The sequence below is a fragment of the Nocardia sp. NPDC050713 genome (assembly GCF_040654315.1).
Lineage (GTDB): Bacteria > Actinomycetota > Actinomycetes > Mycobacteriales > Mycobacteriaceae > Nocardia.
Genome location: NZ_JBFAHS010000005.1, coordinates 453,765 through 469,132, shown reverse-complemented (window position 1 = coordinate 469,132; position 15,368 = coordinate 453,765). Strand labels below are relative to the sequence as shown.

Annotated in this window: 14 protein-coding genes; 8 read left to right on the top strand and 6 right to left on the bottom strand. The window is 68.5% G+C overall.

The features are described 5' to 3' along the window. The first annotated feature begins 10 nt into the window (after positions 1–10). Complete coding sequence (locus AB0H49_RS13630) at positions 11–1,450, top strand: fatty acid desaturase (protein WP_357250922.1); 1,440 nt, start codon at positions 11–13, stop codon at positions 1,448–1,450. Positions 1,451–1,549: 99 nt separating this feature from the next. Further along, positions 1,550–2,821, top strand: a complete 1,272-nt coding sequence (locus tag AB0H49_RS13625; RefSeq protein WP_357250920.1) for a fatty acid desaturase — start codon at positions 1,550–1,552, stop codon at positions 2,819–2,821. A 286-nt stretch (positions 2,822–3,107) separates the two neighbouring features. Here the strand turns inward: AB0H49_RS13625 and AB0H49_RS13620 are convergent, their stop codons facing one another. Next, complete coding sequence (locus AB0H49_RS13620; protein ID WP_357250917.1) at positions 3,108–3,845, bottom strand: CPBP family intramembrane glutamic endopeptidase; 738 nt, start codon at positions 3,843–3,845, stop codon at positions 3,108–3,110. 16 nt (positions 3,846–3,861) lie between these two features. Here AB0H49_RS13620 and AB0H49_RS13615 point away from each other — a divergent pair, with 16 nt between their 5' ends. Then, positions 3,862–4,368, top strand: coding sequence for a hypothetical protein (locus tag AB0H49_RS13615; protein WP_357250914.1), 507 nt, complete (start codon positions 3,862–3,864; stop codon positions 4,366–4,368). Positions 4,369–4,395: 27 nt separating this feature from the next. After that, positions 4,396–5,073, top strand: coding sequence for a 5,6-dimethylbenzimidazole synthase (bluB, locus tag AB0H49_RS13610; RefSeq protein ID WP_357251021.1), 678 nt, complete (start codon positions 4,396–4,398; stop codon positions 5,071–5,073). 252 nt (positions 5,074–5,325) lie between these two features. Here the strand turns inward: bluB and AB0H49_RS13605 are convergent, their stop codons facing one another. Next, positions 5,326–6,618, bottom strand: a complete 1,293-nt coding sequence (locus tag AB0H49_RS13605) for an acetyl-CoA C-acyltransferase (protein WP_357250911.1) — start codon at positions 6,616–6,618, stop codon at positions 5,326–5,328. A 356-nt stretch (positions 6,619–6,974) separates the two neighbouring features. Here AB0H49_RS13605 and AB0H49_RS13600 point away from each other — a divergent pair, with 356 nt between their 5' ends. The 4 genes from AB0H49_RS13600 to AB0H49_RS13585 all read left to right on the top strand — a co-directional run bounded on the left by AB0H49_RS13600 (position 6,975) and on the right by AB0H49_RS13585 (position 9,920). Further along, a complete protein-coding gene (locus tag AB0H49_RS13600; protein ID WP_355004317.1) occupies positions 6,975–7,679 on the top strand; it encodes a helix-turn-helix transcriptional regulator in 705 nt (234 codons plus the stop codon). 10 nt (positions 7,680–7,689) lie between these two features. Continuing rightward, complete coding sequence (locus AB0H49_RS13595) at positions 7,690–8,124, top strand: hypothetical protein (RefSeq protein WP_355004318.1); 435 nt, start codon at positions 7,690–7,692, stop codon at positions 8,122–8,124. A gap of 102 nt (positions 8,125–8,226) precedes the next feature. Then, a complete protein-coding gene (locus AB0H49_RS13590) occupies positions 8,227–8,751 on the top strand; it encodes a hypothetical protein (protein ID WP_355004319.1) in 525 nt (174 codons plus the stop codon). Beyond that, positions 8,748–9,920 carry an MAB_1171c family putative transporter gene (locus AB0H49_RS13585; protein ID WP_357250907.1) on the top strand — a complete coding sequence of 391 codons (1,173 nt, stop codon included), beginning with the start codon at positions 8,748–8,750 and terminating at the stop codon, positions 9,918–9,920. The genes AB0H49_RS13590 and AB0H49_RS13585 overlap by 4 nt, the downstream gene beginning before the upstream one ends. Here the strand turns inward: AB0H49_RS13585 and raiA are convergent. The 4 genes from raiA to mtrB form a co-directional block, all read right to left on the bottom strand. After that, entirely contained in the window at positions 9,907–10,728 is an 822-nt protein-coding gene (raiA, locus tag AB0H49_RS13580; protein WP_355004321.1) for a ribosome-associated translation inhibitor RaiA, read from the bottom strand. The two genes, AB0H49_RS13585 and raiA, sit on opposite strands and share 14 nt — an antisense overlap. A gap of 181 nt (positions 10,729–10,909) precedes the next feature. After that, positions 10,910–11,572: a ComF family protein gene (locus tag AB0H49_RS13575; protein WP_357250904.1), complete on the bottom strand. Its 663-nt coding sequence runs from the start codon at positions 11,570–11,572 to the stop codon at positions 10,910–10,912. Positions 11,573–11,613: 41 nt separating this feature from the next. After that, on the bottom strand, positions 11,614–13,413 hold the full coding sequence (lpqB, locus tag AB0H49_RS13570; RefSeq protein WP_357250901.1) for an MtrAB system accessory lipoprotein LpqB: 1,800 nt from the start codon (positions 13,411–13,413) through the stop codon (positions 11,614–11,616). Between the two features lie 2 nt (positions 13,414–13,415). Continuing rightward, complete coding sequence (gene mtrB / locus AB0H49_RS13565; protein ID WP_355004329.1) at positions 13,416–15,305, bottom strand: MtrAB system histidine kinase MtrB; 1,890 nt, start codon at positions 15,303–15,305, stop codon at positions 13,416–13,418. Positions 15,306–15,368 lie beyond the last annotated feature (63 nt).

The following is a 15,368-nucleotide window of genomic DNA, read 5'->3' as shown; positions in this document are numbered from 1 at the left end:
AGGGACTCCGGTGGCCATCACCGATATCCAGACGTTCTCCCACCTCACGGCCGCCGATATCGAGACCCTGGGGCAGGAACTCGACAGCATCCGGCGTTCCGTCGAGCTCTCCCGCGGCGAACGCGACGCGAAGTACATCCGCCGCACCATCGCGGCCCAGCGCGGCCTCGAGGTCGCCGGGCGCGCGGTGCTCTTCGGCAGCCGCAACCGCTGGGCCTGGCTCGCCGGCACGGCGCTGCTCTCGGTCGCCAAGATCGTCGAGAACATGGAGCTCGGGCACAACATCAGCCACGGGCAGTGGGACTGGATGAACGATCCGGAGATCCACTCCGGCACCTGGGAATGGGACCAGACGGGTCCGTCGTCGCAGTGGCGGCGGGCGCACAACTACTCCCACCACACCTACACCAACGTCCTCGGCAAGGACGAGGACCTCGGCTTCGGCATCCTGCGGATGACCCGCGACGAGGAGTGGCGCCCGATCCACCTGGTGCAGCCGCTGGCCAACCTGCTGCTGGCCGCCACCTTCGAGTGGGGCATCGCGCTGCACGACTGGAGCATCGAGAAGGAACTGACGGGCACCCCGAAGTCGGAGCTCCGGTCGGGGCCGAACAAGGAGTTCGCCCGCAAGATCGCACGCCAGGTGAGCAAGGATTTCCTGCTCTACCCCGCACTGACCGGCCCGGCGTGGAAGTCGACGCTGAAGGCCAACGCCACCGCCAATCTGGTGCGCAACCTCTGGGCCTACGCGGTGATCTTCTGCGGCCACTTCCCCGACGGCGCCGAGAAGTTCACCATCGAACAGCTCGAGGACGAGACCCAGGCGGAGTGGTACCTGCGCCAGATGCTCGGCAGCGCCAACTTCAAGGCCGGACCCGCGATGGCCTTCATGAGCGGCAACCTCTGCTACCAGATCGAGCACCACCTGTTCCCCGACCTGCCGAGCAACCGGTACCCGGAGATCGCCGCGCGGGTCCGCGAACTCTGCGACAAGTACGACCTGCCCTACACGACCGGCTCGCTGGGCAAGCAGTACCTGCTCGCCTTCCGCACCATCCACAAGCTGGCGCTGCCGGACCGGTTCCTCAAGCGCACCGCCGACGACGCGCCGGAAACCTCCTCGGAGCGCAAGTTCGCGGGCATCACGCTGCCGAACGCCGAGCGCTGGGCCGACAACAACTGGCTGCTGACCGATCCCGAGACCGGGCAGCGGCGTGGTCTGCGCTCGGCGCTGCACGAGGCCAAGGTGGTGCTCGAGGAGAAGGCGCGGCACGAGAAAGAGGTGTTGCGCGAGGCCAAGCGGGCGCTGAAGGAGAAGGCCCGCCAGGAGAAGGAACTGCTGCGCGAGGCCAAGGTCACCCTCCAGGAGAAGGCGCGCGTCGAACAGGCCGCGTTGCGCCGGAAGACCGGGCGGGAGAAGGGCTTCCGCGCGCGCTGGCGGCGCGCTTGATATAGCATTCGGCCGTCGCGTTCGCAATGCGAGATTTGCCACGGTAGAGACTCGAATCCCATAACCTACGGTGTCGTAACTTACGGTACTGTAACCACCATGGCGATCTCGGATGTCAAGGAATACGCGCACCTCACCGCCGCGGATGTGGAGGCGTTGGGCGCGGAATTCGATGCGATCCGGCGGGAAATCGAATCCTCGCGCGGTGAATCGGACGCGCGGTACATCCGCAATGTCATCAGGCTGCAGCGCGCGCTGGAGATCAGCGGGCGCGCGGTCCTGTACGCCGGTTTCCTTCCGCCCGCCTGGCTCGCGGGCGTCGCACTGCTCGGCACCGCCAAGATCATCGAGAACATGGAGATCGGGCACAACGTCATGCACGGGCAGTGGGACTGGATGAACGATCCGGAAATCCACTCCAGCTCGTGGGAGTGGGACAACACCGGCCCGTCCAAGCACTGGAAGCACACCCACAACTACCTGCACCACAAGTACACCAACGTCCTCGGCATGGACGACGACATCGGCTACGGCCTGCTGCGGGTCACCCGCGACCAGCGCTGGAAGCCGTTCAACATCGGCAACCCGGTGTACAACCTGCTGCTGCAGTTGTTCTTCGAGTACGGCGTGGCGATTCAGCACCTGGAGCTGGGCAAGCTGGCCGCGGGCCGATACAAGCCGGGCAGCCCCGAGCGCGCCGAATTCGAGCGCAAGCGCAGCGAGGTGCTGAACAAGGTCGGCAAGCAGGCGCTCAAGGACTACGTGGTCTTCCCCGCGCTCACCGGTCCCCTGTTCTTCTCCACGCTCACCGCGAACCTGGCCGCCAACATGATTCGCAACGTGTGGTCCAACGCGGTGATCTTCTGCGGCCACTTCCCCGACGGCGCGGAGAAGTTCACCAAGGCCGACATCGACGGCGAGACCCAGGCCGAGTGGTACCTGCGCCAGATGCTCGGCAGCGCCAACATCTCCGGCGGCCCCGTCATGCACTTCATGACCGGCAACCTGAGCCACCAGATCGAACACCACCTGTTCCCGGATCTGCCGAGCAACCGCTACGCCGACATCGCGGTCCGGGTGCGCGCGCTGTGCGACAAGTACGACCTGCCCTACACCACGGGATCGCTTCCCGTGCAGTACTTCAAGGCATGGCGCACCATCCTCAAGCTCGCGCTGCCGAACAAGTACCTGCGCCACACCGCCGACGACGCCCCGGAGACCGCCTCCGAGCGCAGGTTCGGCGGCAACGCCGTCGCCACCATCGACCCGGTCACCGGCAAGCGCCGCGGGTTGCGCACCGCCCTCGCCGAGGGCAAGCGGCGCATCCGTCGCGCGACTCGCCAGGAACCCACACTCCAGCTCGCGAAGTAATTCACGGGCTCCAGATAGAGGCCCTCGCACAGCAATCGGATGAGGCCGTGCGTGGGGCCGGGAATCACTGTGACCGACTCTTGCTGCCGCGCATGCCATTCCGCGTTGACCCGAGGCGGCGCGGTACGGCAGGCGACGTTGTCCAAGCCCTCTCCGTGCAGGATGAAGCGCAGATGTCGGGCTCGTCCGGTCGAGGTGTGGTCGGGTCTGTCATAAGGCGCGCGCACGCGGTCCGCCAGGGTGACCGAGGCGTTGGTCGTGCAGGCAAACGCAGCTGGCGAAGGACTCAGCTGGCGGTTGGTGCAGGAGAGGCCGGTTCCTGGATCGCGGGCGCGTTCGGGTCGGTGTGGTCGTTGCCGCGGACGGGGAAGAGCAGGAAAAGGATTGCGGCGAGGAGGGCCAGCAGGACCCAGCCGACGACGCCACCGTGACCGCTGAGCAGTTGATTCGGTTTCTCGTCGAGGGAGCCGAAGGCGCTGACACCGATCGCGTGCGCGTTCCAGGCGGCGTGCGCGACGACGCACGGCCAGACACTGCCCGAGCGCATCCGCAGCCAGCCCAACACCAGGCCGAAGAAGACGCAGGTCACGACGAATACGGCAGCGGCCCAGGCGCCGAGCTCTGGGTAGTTGTAGCCGCGCAATGTGAGCGGCAAATGCCACAGACCCCAGATCACCCCGGTGGCCACCAAGCCGAAGGCAACGCCGAAGCGGCCGGTCAGCTGTGGTTGCAGCCAGCCACGCCAGCCCAGCTCTTCACCGAGCGCAAGTGGCAGTGTGGCAAGGGTACTGCCGACAAGCGCCTCGAGGATGATGAGCACCGTCCAGTCGACACCGAGCGAGAAGTCGAATTCGTTCATGCCGAGCAAAACACTCACTCCGAAGGCCAGCCAGACGAAGGCGGCGGTGCCGAACCAGGCGGCTACGATCAGCCACACGGTCTGGCGCGGGCGCGAACCCAACCTCGAGCCGGTCTCGGCCACCAGTTCCGGCATCGACCGGCGGCGAAACCACCACAGCGCCAACACGGCGAGGGTCGGTGTGAGCATCATCCAGACGGCCGCGGAACTCACGAACACCGACGGCGCCTTCTCGTTGCCGATCCACGGCCACAGCGCGAACAGCCACGACAGCCCGAAAGCGACTACCAAGAACACAACCAAGTCGTTGCGCCGCACGATCATTCGATTTCCCCCACTTGCTATCCCCGGCCCCTGGCAACGCCTGAATCTGGCGATGCGCGGATCATGCTATCGATTATCCGAAATCTACCACCAGCCGCCCGGACGACGTATTCTTCTGTTACGCAGCGCATTTCGTGCAGCCTGCGGTGCAGCCGGGGCCGAATGGCTAGCTGCCGAACGATTCAAACCGCTGGATACAGTGTTCATTCATAGAGCGAAGGCCTCGGCGGGCAGGCCGTCGAGCTGCGCCCGCGCGTCATCGACCGGCAGCGAGTGCCGCGCCGCATTCCTCAGTAACGAACGTCATGGCGGGACCGTGAAACGCCGTGCGACCGCTGGGTGTGGACCCGCCGGTCCGTTTTGATTGACTGGGCCGGTGAGTGCTGATCGCCTGAGTGTCTACGAGGCCATTCGGTTGCGCCGCGATGTGCGCGCCGAATTCACTGGGGAGCGCGTCGACGAGGAGACGCTGTGGCGGATTCTGGATGCCGCGCATCGGGCGCCGAGCGTGGGCAATTCGCAGCCGTGGGATTTCGTGGTGGTGCGTGAGCCGGGCACGCTGCGCCGGTTCGCCGATCATGTGGCGGGCAAGCGTGTGGAGTTCCACGACGCGCTGCCGCCCGAGCGCGCGGAAACCTTCGAGCCGATCAAGATCGAGGGGATCGTGGAGAGCGGCACCGGCGTCGTCGTCAGCTACGACCACGGCCGCGGCGGGCCGCAGGTGCTCGGCCGCGCCACGGTTCCCGAAACCGGTGTCTACTCTGCGGTTCTGGCGATCCAGAACCTGTGGCTCGCCGCCACCGCCGAGGGCATCGGCGTGGGCTGGGTGTCGTTCTACGACCCGGCGTTCCTCGCCGAAATCGTCGGACTGCCCCCTGGCATCCAACCCGTCGCCTGGCTCTGTGTCGGCCCGGTGCGCGAATTCCAAACGGTGCCAGACTTGGAGCGCTTCGGCTGGCGCACCGGCCGGCCGCTGTCCGAAGCGGTGCACCGGGAAACGTTCGGCGGGAACAGGTTTGTCGCCGAACTGCCGACGGACAGCACGCCGATGGATACCGCCGCACCCTGACCAAGCGCCCACGGAGTCGGCGAGCACCCGATGCCCTATCTGGCGAGGCGCTGTGATCAGAACGGCTCATCGCTTGCCGTGCCGCACGGCGGCGGCGCGGCGGTCGCAGACGAGGGCTCGCGATCCTGGGAATCGCGCACAAGCGCACGATGACCCAGACGGCCAGCGGGCCTGGCGAAAGGGGACCGCGAAGGGCGACGGCGGAGCATCGCCGGTGCGCCCCAAAAGAATCCGCACCGGCGACGACCGGAATCAGACCCGTTCGAGAACGGCCGACGCGCCGATGCCGCCCGCGGCGCAGATGCCGAGCAGGGCGGTGTTCTTTCCTGTGCGGGCGAGCTCGTTGGCCATCGTGGTGACCATGCGGGCTCCGGTGGCGCCGAAGGGGTGGCCGAGGGAGACCGAGCCGCCGTGCACGTTGAGTTTGTCGATGTCGACGGTGCCGACGGCGGTGTCGCGGTCCAGCCGCGTCTTGGCCCATTCGTCGCTGGCGAGCGCGCTCAGCACCGAGAGGGTCTGGGCGGCGAAGGCTTCGTGGACGTCGACGAAGTCGATGTCGGACAACGACATTCCGGCCTTGTCGAGGGCGCGCGGCATGGAGATGGCGGGACCGATGAGGACCTGATCGGTGGGATCGACGCTGACATAGCTCCAGGAGCGGAACGCGGCCAGCGGGCGGTAGCCGAGCTCGCGAGCCTTCTGCTCGCTCATCAGCAACACCGCCGAGGCGCCGTCGGTGAGGGGGCTGGCGTTGCCCGCGGTGACGGTGCCCTCCTTGGCGAACACCGGCTTCAGCTTGGCCAGCTTCTCGACGCTGGTGTCGGCGCGGACCAGACCGTCGCGCTCGATGTCCACGCCCTCGGGCGTGCGCACCCGCAGCACCTCGTCGTCGAAGCGCCCGGACGCGATGGCGGCCGCGGCGCGCTGGTGCGAGCGGGCCGCGAACTCGTCTTGTTCGGCCCGACCGATGCCGTGGATGCGCGCCATCTTCTCGGCCGACTCGCCCATCACCTCGCCGGTGGTGCGCTCGGCGATCTTCGGCCTGCTCGGCAGGATGTCGGTGAACGGCGCCAATTGCGCTGCGGCGGAAAGATAGTCCTTCACTTTCGGCTTGCCGAGCGCCAGCGGCGCGCCCGCGTGCACCAGCTTCTGCGGCAGTTTCACCTCGGCATTGCTGGTGGAATCGCTACCTCCGGCGATCATGATGTCGTATTCGCCGCGTTCGATCGCGGCCGCCGCGGCGGTCACCGCCTGCAAGCCGGACGCGCACGCCCTGGTGACGGTGTAGCCCTCGCAGCCGGGATCGAGGCGCAGATCGAGCGCGATCTCCCTGGCGATGTTGGGCGCGGCACTCGGCAGGATCACCCCGCCCCACACGATGGCCTGCACTTGGGCGCCGGGCAGCCCGGTGCGCTCTAGCAGACCGCGCACGGCGGCGTCGGCCAGCGCGATGGAGTCCATCCGGGTGAAATCGGTGAACGCGCGCACGAACGGGGTGCGGGCGCCGGACACGATGACGGCACGGCGAGCGGCGTCGGAAGCCATGCGAATTCCTTTCCAGAGACGTACACCACAAACTTACTCTGAAGTAAGTTTCTGGTCCACGCTCGCAGGGGAAAACGCCTCCCCGCACCCCACCGGGCGGGCAGGCTTTCCGCCCCGAGCCGCAGGGCGGCTCAGCGATCCCCTCCAGATGCCGCTGAGCCGGCCTGCGGCGCGCCGTTGCGCTGCAGGCCGGGGCGCCCGTCCCGTCGAACGCCCCTGCTCGTCCCGGAACGCTTCGAGTGGTCGGTATCGCGCATCCGACGCAGAAAGAACAGTACCGTTCTTTCTACCGATTTTTCAAATCTTTTCTATGAAGTTGTCATGACCGCCCGGTCCGGCCTACTATGAGGCCCACTATGAGAAGCCCTTCGGAGCTGTCGCGGCAGAAGCGCTTCGGCCGAATCATCAAGGAACGCCGAGACGAGCTCGGCCTCACCCAGCTGCAGATCGGCGATCTGGGTGGGCCTTCCGCGCCGACGATCCGGAAGATCGAGGACGGCGACGCCGCGATCAGCACCCACACGCTGAACAAGCTGGACGCACCGCTGCGCTGGCTGCCGGGCAGCGCGGCGCGCACCTACGCGGGCGGCTCGCCCGCCGTGCGAGAGGCCGGGTCGGGTGAACACGCCACCGACGAGTCGATCGTCGCGGGCCCCACGTCCATCCGTTTCGACATCTCCGACCTCACCGGCCTGCTCGCCGCGACCGGCAGGCTGACCGACGCCGTCGAGCGCGGCCAGGCCGCCGAACCCGCTGTGGTCGAGGCGATCTCGGACCTGAACCGGGTGGTGTCCCGGCTCTCCGCCCGCTACGCCACCATCATGCTGGAACGCAACGGAGGACCGGGCCGCCAGCTGCACCCGCTGGTGGAGATGGCGTTCTCGCACCTGCTCGAGGTCCCCGCCGAAGCCGACGACGCGACCGAGCTCGAGGAACGCCGCTACCGGCGCTGGCTCGCCGGTCGCTCCGAGAACGTGAGCGCCGCGACCGAGGCCCAGTTCCGGGCCAGGTGGTTGGCCGCCAACAGCACGACCGCGCCGAATCGCAACGGCAAGCACTGAGGTGATCGACATGACCGAGGCCGCGCACCTACCGCTGAGCCACAAGATCAACCGACTCTTCGCGGTGATGCACCCGCGCTCCGCGCCGGAACGCAGCACCGAATCCGTCGCCGAACAGGTCAGCGACCAGCTGGACCGCGCGGTGGCGGCCAGCTACCTGGAAGAGCTGCGCGACGGCCGCTTCGACGACGAACACGACGACGCCGCTGTCGAATTCGAGATCCTCGCGGCGATCGCCAGTTGCTTCGGCGTCGCGCCGCGCTATCTGACCACCACCGGGCAGGCCGCCGCGAGCATCGACAGAGAACTCGAGCTGCTGGCCACCATGCGCGACGCCAACGTCGCCAGTATCGCGCTGCGCGGCTCCGACGTGGACCGGGCGATGCTCGCCCAATTGATCCGCGGCACCGAGGATTCCGCCGAATCGGGCGCCCCCTCGCACTGACCTCGGGTGACGGCCCGCGGGTCGCCCGCGGCACCCCGCCCTGGGTACCATTCTCAGCTACACGGGGCGGGACCGCGGAACTGCTGTAGGAGATCGCATCGCATGGCCGGTATGGACACCCGGTTCCGGGAGCTTTCCCGGCACGTACCGATACCGCACCCGTGGAATCTGAACACCTATCTCGATACCGTCGCCGAGTTCCGTGACCGCCCGATCACCTTGCAGCCGGTGGACACCGCGGTGCTCGCGGGCGCGGGGTGCGGCACCGGCAGCGGATTGTGGATCGCCAAGCAGGACAGCGATGTGATCGTCTACGGCGCCGACACCACCGAATGGCACGCCGAGCACATCATCGCCCACGAACTCGGGCACATGCTGCTCGGACACGGCCCGGAAGCGGAGCCGACGCCGAGCGACCAGACCGCGCACACCCTCGCCGCCGTCGCCGAGTTGCTGCCCTCGATCTCACCGGAATCCATCGCGCACGTCCTCGGCCGCACCGACTACGGCACGAGCAGGGAACGGGACGCCGAGACCTTCGCCGACATGGTGATGCTGCAGGCGATGCGCCCGCCGCGCCGCGACTCCCTGCTGCACCGGACGTTCTTCCGCGACCGTCGCAGGTGAACTCCCCCATACCGGGGGTAGTCGCCGCGCCGCTGATCGGATTCGTCGCCCTGGTGACCATCGGCAGGTGGGCGCTGCTGCACCGAACCATCACCGACCGGCTGCTGAACCGGGCGCTGGCGTGGGCGGCGGTGGGGATGGTGCTGCTGGAGCGTGGGATCGCGCCGCGATTCGGCAGCCTCATGCACCAGCTTTCCATGGGCTGCATGCTGTTCGCGATCATGAGCGCCTACGGCGCGGCCATGCTGTGGGCGGGCGCGGACCCGTCGGGCGCGCGGCGACGGCAGCGTCGCTACTACCTGATCGCCGCCGTGTGCGCCGTCGTCATCCTGGTCGTCGGCACACCCGCACGGCACAACGGAACGTTGCTCGGCCAGACACCGGGAATGTGGTCGGCGATCTCGGCGCTGGCATTCTGCCTGCCCGCGATCGCCTGCGGCCGCGTGATGGCGGGCGCCCTGTGGCGGGAGCTGGCTCGCGCGGACACCACGCGGCGGGAGCGGTTGGTCTACGGCTCACTGCTCGCGGCGTTGGCCACAGGCGCGTGCAGTTTGCCGTTCTCGGCGCTGCTGTTCGGCGGGATCCTCGGCGACGCCGTGCGCATCGAGGATCCGGACCTGATCCGCTGGGCGTGGCCGAACTTCACCGTCATCGTGGTCAGCGCCGCCGTGCTCGCGGTGCCGCTGCTCGGCGTACTGGTGACGCGCGCGGGCTGGGATCGGTCCCGGCGCTACTGCCGACGGCTGCGCCCGCTGTGGACCGATGTGACGCGCGCGGTGCCGGAGATCGTTCTCGACCTCGCGGCGACCGGGCGCGACGAGCCCGAGGTCCGGCTGATCCGGATGACGGTGGAGATCCGCGACGCCCTGCTGCACTTGAACAGGTATGCGCCCGAAGATCTTCCGATGCCCGATGGAGCGAGCCCGACGGAGCGCTACGCACGGCGGATCGCGCACGGGATATGCGCCAAAGCCGAAGGATGCGGTCCCGCCAACGCGACCCCGAGAACCGTGGCGCCCGCGTCCCGCGATCTCGATTCGGAACTGCGCCAGCTGCTGGAACTGGCGCGCGCGTGGCCGCGAGCGCGAGCCGGTGCGGAGACCAAGCGGCCGACGCCCGCGGGGGCGTCGGCCGGGCGACTCTTTCGACGTTCGGCTATGCGAGCCTGATCAGGCCGTAATCGAAGGCATGACGTCGATAGACGACCGACGGTCGGTCGGTCTCCTTGTCGTGAAAGAGGAAGAAGTCGTGGCCGACGAGTTCCATCTGGTACAGGGCATCGTCGACTGTCATCGGTGTCGCGGTGTGCTCCTTGGTCCGCACGATGTGGCCGGGACCGGCCTCGTACTCGGGTTCCCCCTTCTCGGCGCGCTCACCGGGGTGCGCGTGCGCCGTGGAGGTTTCGTCCGTCAGGGTGAACAGCGAATCGTCGACCAGATCGGCCGTGGCCTCGGCGACCGAGACGGGGGTCTTCTCCCCGTAGTGGACCCGGCGCCGGTCCTTGATGCGGCGCATCCGGCTTTCCAGCTTGGCGGTCACCGACTCGAAGGCGGCGTAGAAGCTGTCCGCGCAGGCCTCGGCCCGTACCACCGGGCCCTTGCCACGCGCGGTGATCTCGACGCGCTGGCAGGCTTTGCGCTGACGACGGTTGCGTTCGTGGAACAGCTCGACGTCGAAGAGGAAGATCGACGGGTCGAAGCGTTCGAGACGGGAGAGTTTGTCCGCGACATAGATTCGATAATGATCAGGAACCACGACGTTGCGGCCTTTTACCACGATGTCGGCGCGAGTGGCCGGTGGTTGGTCCGCTGCGGGTTGCTCTGTCGTATCCAGGGCGCCGGCATCCAGCACCGAAGGATCTGCGTCTTTCACTGAAGGACGTGAAGAAGTCGTCACGCGTACCTCCCGGATCTGGCCGCACGGACCGATTTCCCGTGCGGCGGGATTGAGCCGTGCCGAGCGGAATCCGGAGGTCATGGGGTGCGCGAGAGCCGTTCGTTGTCAGACAGGCTGACGCCTTCGGGCTTGGCTCACACCTGGGATTCGCACGACACGAAGTTGTCCGAGGCGCCACCTCCAAACTCTCGGTTCGGGTGTGTGATCGCGACGGTAGTACGCCAACGGGCGGTCCGCCAGTGTTCACGCAAATTTCCCGGAGTCAAGCAGAACACGTCACCAGGACGGCACTTGTCTCGACTCCGGCCGCGCGTAGCGCACGCACCGATTCGCGGGCTGTCGCGCCGGTCGTCAGCACATCGTCGACCACGACGACCTCGGTGTCGACCGTGCTCGGCAGGCTCGCGAGCGGCCCGCGCCGCACCGATACCCTGCCGCGCAGATTGTGTTGGCGCTCACCGATTGTCAATCCCACCGAATCGCGCACACCCCACCACACCCGCACCATGGGCACCACCCGGCAATCCGGTAGCCACCCCGCCGCCGCACGCGCCATCCGCAGCACCGGATCCCCGCCGCGACGTCGCGCGGAAGCGCCGCGGCTCGGCGCGGGCACCACCACCAATACGCGATCGGGCGTTCGCAATCGGGCGAGGCCATACGCCATCGCCAGCCCGAGCGGCGCGGCCAGATCGCGGCGGCCGCGTTCCTTGGCGGCGAGCACCGCGCGACGCGCGGGACCGGCGTACGGCGCGAGCGCCCAGCACGGGACGCCGGGATCGGTGCGCGGACGCACCCGTACGGGACCCACCTTCAGTGCCGCCGCGCAGTCCGCGCACCATCCGACGCCCACCACCCCGCAGCCCGCGCATGAGGCGGGCAGCGCCAAGTCCAGCAGGGCGGCGAGGTGTTCGGCGGCTCCCATGGCCGAAGTGTGCACCCGCCCACCGACATTCGGCGGGTGGCTCAGCCGGGCAGCACCGGCGCGGTGTCGGATCCGAGACCGGGGATCTCGGTCCAGTAGCGCAGTTCGCTCGTCTGGTTGTTGGTCAGCTCGAGCACACCGCGCGAGTCCGCCACGTACTGCGTGGTCGGCGAGGCGGACACGACCCGGACGGGAGCCGTGAGGTTCTGCGAGGTCAACGGGTACTGCTCGGAACCGTCGATGGTGACGGTCAGCACCGGATTGATGTTGCCCTCGCGCGCGACGATGAGCGCTTCGCCGCCGAGCCAGTCCAGCGAGAGCGCGCGGGTGCTCAGATCGACGGCCAGCGGCAGCGGCGAGGTGAGCGCGTACTTGCCGTCCGGCCGCCGTTCCACCACCGCGACGTACACCTTGCCGTCGGCGATGAGCGCGGCCCGCACTCCGGTGCGGGAGATGCGCAGTTCGGTGATCGGACCGCGGAAGTTGGGCCCGGACGACGACCCCGTCAACGCCGAGGTGTCCACGTCCTGCACCGAGACGTTGCCGGTGCCGCGGTCGTTGACGGCGCGGATCACCCGTTCCCCATCGATCACGGCCCAGGCGGCGCCGCCGTCGGCGATCCAGGACGGTCTGCTGATCGTGGTGCCCTCGGCGACCGGAAAGGCATTGCCGCCGTAGGTGCCGACCATGAGCGTGCGCGGCGGCTCGGGGTCCGGTCGTCCATTCGCGGCGACCCCGGCGACCAGCTGCCCGTCGGGCGAGAGCGCCACCGACTGCAGGTTGTTCACCGACCCGAAGTAGCCGGGCGCGTTCACCACGCCGCGCTCGTTCACCTGGGCGAGCGCACCGCCGCGTAAGGCGTGCAGTCCGATCCGGTTCTGGGCGAACAGCTCGGGGCTCAGCTGTTCCACGTCGGCGACCGACCAGCCGTTGGCCGCGAACCGGTCGTCCAGCGGTTTCCCGTCGGCGAGCAGCATGTACGGGCCCAGGATGTCGGCGCCCGCCAAAGTCAGCACCACCTGTGCGGCAAGCAGTTCACGATCGCGCGGACTCAACCCGCCCGCGCCCGCGAAGTCGACGCGCACGCCGCCGAGCCCGATGCCGACCTCCTCCGGGTCGCCGTTGGCCTTGGTGATCGGACCGCGCAGCGCGACCGGCTGGCCGAGCTGATTGCGCACGACCGAGGCGAGCTCCGGCTGCGGGCCCTCGGTGAGCAGCGTGAGCAGGCGCTGGGCGAGCTGATTCTTGGACACCGAGATCCAGCGCAGATCGGGCACGACCGAGGTGCCGCCGGGTTCCACGAAGTAGAGAACGTAGCGACGGTAGGACTTGTTGAACGCCGTGCGGTCCATCACGACACCGTCGGGCAGCTCATCGATGCGCCACTCGCCGTCGACCCGGCTCATCTCGATCTTGTTCTCGACCGTGCCGTCGACGGCTCGGTAGGCGCCGTCCGGAGCCAGCTCGCCGACCTTCTGGGCGCGGATCACGTAGGTGGCCGTGTCACCGCTGCGCGATTCGCGCAGCGTATCCGGCTTGTCGACGATCGTCGTGCTCGCGCCGTCCTCCCACTGCGCCGAGGCCGACGGCGTCATGTACTGGCGGGCGGCCAGATGTCGGTTCGCCGGGTCGGCGGTCGCCTGCAGGAAATCTCGCAGCAGCAGATCGGGATCGCGGCCCTGGATGGGTGGTGGCGGTCCCTCGGAGGTGGGTTCGCGATTGAGCGTGCCGAGCGCTTGCGGTGCCGAGGATTCCGGCAGGCTCGCACAGCCGCTGATCGTCAGCAGCGCCGTGACGAGCACCGCGACAGCGGCCAGTCGGGACGATCTGGCACCGAGCATTCTCATGACTGTACGTCTCCGCGTTCGGTGAGCACACGACCGGAGCCGGAAGCGTCCGGCGCTTGCGTCCGCGCCGCCCCGGGGCTACCCGTATCGGCGGCGTGCGGCCCCTCCTCTGCCTCGCTGACGCCATTGCGCGCGCGGGTCGGCTCCTCGGTACCGTTCGCCGCCGCCGCGTCCGCAGCGGGGTCATCCGACGCTCGGCGCGCGCTGACGCCGTTCGCCGCCGTACCGGTCGACGGCGTCCCGTTCGCGCCGAGCGGGTCCGCAAAGCCGGGAATGGCGTGCGGGAAAGGCACCGTCGGCGTATCGCTGTCGGCATCGGATGGACGCCGGCGGCCGGGCTCCAGCGGCAGCGGACTCGGACCCAACTTGCGGCCGCGCACCAGCGGCAAGGTCAGGCGGAAGCTGGCGCCGACGCCGACCTCACCCCAGGCGTCCAGCCTGCCCTCGTGCAGGTTGGCGTCCTCGACGCTGATCGACAGTCCGAGGCCGGTGCCGCCGGAGCGGCGCATGCGCGAGGGATCGGAACGCCAGAACCGGTTGAAGACCAGCTTCTCCTCGCCGGGTCGCAGGCCGACGCCTTGATCGCGCACCACTACGGCGACGGCGTTGGCCTCGCTGTCGCCGCGCATGCGGATCAGCACCGGCTTGCCCTCGCTGTGGTCGATGGCGTTGGCGAGCAGGTTGCGCAGCACCCGTTCCACGCGGCGCGGGTCGACCTCGGCGACCAGCGGATCCTCCGGCAGATCGATGACGACCTCGACGCCGGCGTCCTTCGCCAGATGCCGCACCGTCGAGATCGCGGCCCGCGCGCACATCCGCACGTCCAGCGACTCCACCTGGAGTTCGGCGACGCCCGCGTCGTGGCGGCTGATCTCCAGCAGGTCGTTGAGCAGACCCTCGAACCGGTCCAGCTCCGTGACCAGCAGCTCGGCGCTGCGCGCCAGCGCGGGATCGAGATCCTCGCTGCTGCCGTGAATCAGGTCGGCGGCCATGCGCACCGTGGTGAGCGGCGTGCGCAACTCGTGACTGACGTCCGAGGTGAACCGTCGCTGCAGATTGCCGAACTCCTCGAGCTGGGTGATCTGGTTGGACAGGCTCTCGGCCATCTCGTTGAACGCCTGCGCCAGTCGCGCCATGTCGTCCTCGCCGCGCACCAGCATGCGCTCCTTGAGGCGACCGTCGGCGAAGCGGCTCGCGATCCGCGCCGCGGACCGGATCGGCAGCACGACCTGCCTGGTGACCAGCGCGGTGATCGCGGCGAGCAGGACCAGCAGCACCAAACCGCCGATCATCATGGTGCCGCGCATCAGCGCGAGGCTGCGTTCCTCGTTGGCCAGCGGGAAGATCAGGTAGATCTCCAGGGTCGGCACCTCGGCGCTCGGGCTGCCGATGATCAGCGCCCGCCCTTGGTAACCGTCCGGGTCCTCGACCGTGGCGAACTGGTAGCTGACCTGATTGCGCTGCACGAACCGGCGCAGTTCCTCCGGTATCTCGGTGATCGGGCCGGAGGTGATCGGCTGCTGCGGCGTACCGCCGACCATGCTCAGCGCGGAGTCGAAACTACCTGCGGCGCCGGTGGATTGACCGGTCCCGCCGCGGTTGGACAGGGAATTGCGCGCGTCGGTGAGACGCTGCTGCTGGGTGCCCGCGTCCTGCACGCCGACCAGCTGGCTCTCCACCGAGTTGCGGGCGCGATCCATCTCCTCGACGGCGGCGTTGATCTTCGCGTCCAACAGCCGGTCGGTGATCTGACTGGTCAGCACCACACCGAGGATGGTGATCACGATGAGCGAGAGCGTCAGCGTGGAAACGATGACGCGCAGCTGCAGCGACCGGCGCCAGACATGACCGAGCGCGGTGCCCGCCTCTTTGAACCAGGCGGCCACCGGGGCGAGCGAACGCTCGAGACGCGCCAGCGTCCCGCCCGGCGTGCCCGCCCGATCACCCAC

Coding starts and splice junctions, on each gene's coding strand:
- AB0H49_RS13625 (WP_357250920.1), top strand. CDS start 1,550: ATGGCGATCTCGGATGTCAAGGAATACGCGCACCTCACCGCCGCGGAT.
- AB0H49_RS13605 (WP_357250911.1), bottom strand. CDS start 6,618: ATGGCTTCCGACGCCGCTCGCCGTGCCGTCATCGTGTCCGGCGCCCGC.
- AB0H49_RS13600 (WP_355004317.1), top strand. CDS start 6,975: ATGAGAAGCCCTTCGGAGCTGTCGCGGCAGAAGCGCTTCGGCCGAATC.
- AB0H49_RS13595 (WP_355004318.1), top strand. CDS start 7,690: ATGACCGAGGCCGCGCACCTACCGCTGAGCCACAAGATCAACCGACTC.
- AB0H49_RS13590 (WP_355004319.1), top strand. CDS start 8,227: ATGGCCGGTATGGACACCCGGTTCCGGGAGCTTTCCCGGCACGTACCG.
- raiA (WP_355004321.1), bottom strand. CDS start 10,728: ATGACCTCCGGATTCCGCTCGGCACGGCTCAATCCCGCCGCACGGGAA.
- AB0H49_RS13575 (WP_357250904.1), bottom strand. CDS start 11,572: ATGGGAGCCGCCGAACACCTCGCCGCCCTGCTGGACTTGGCGCTGCCC.
- lpqB (WP_357250901.1), bottom strand. CDS start 13,413: ATGCTCGGTGCCAGATCGTCCCGACTGGCCGCTGTCGCGGTGCTCGTC.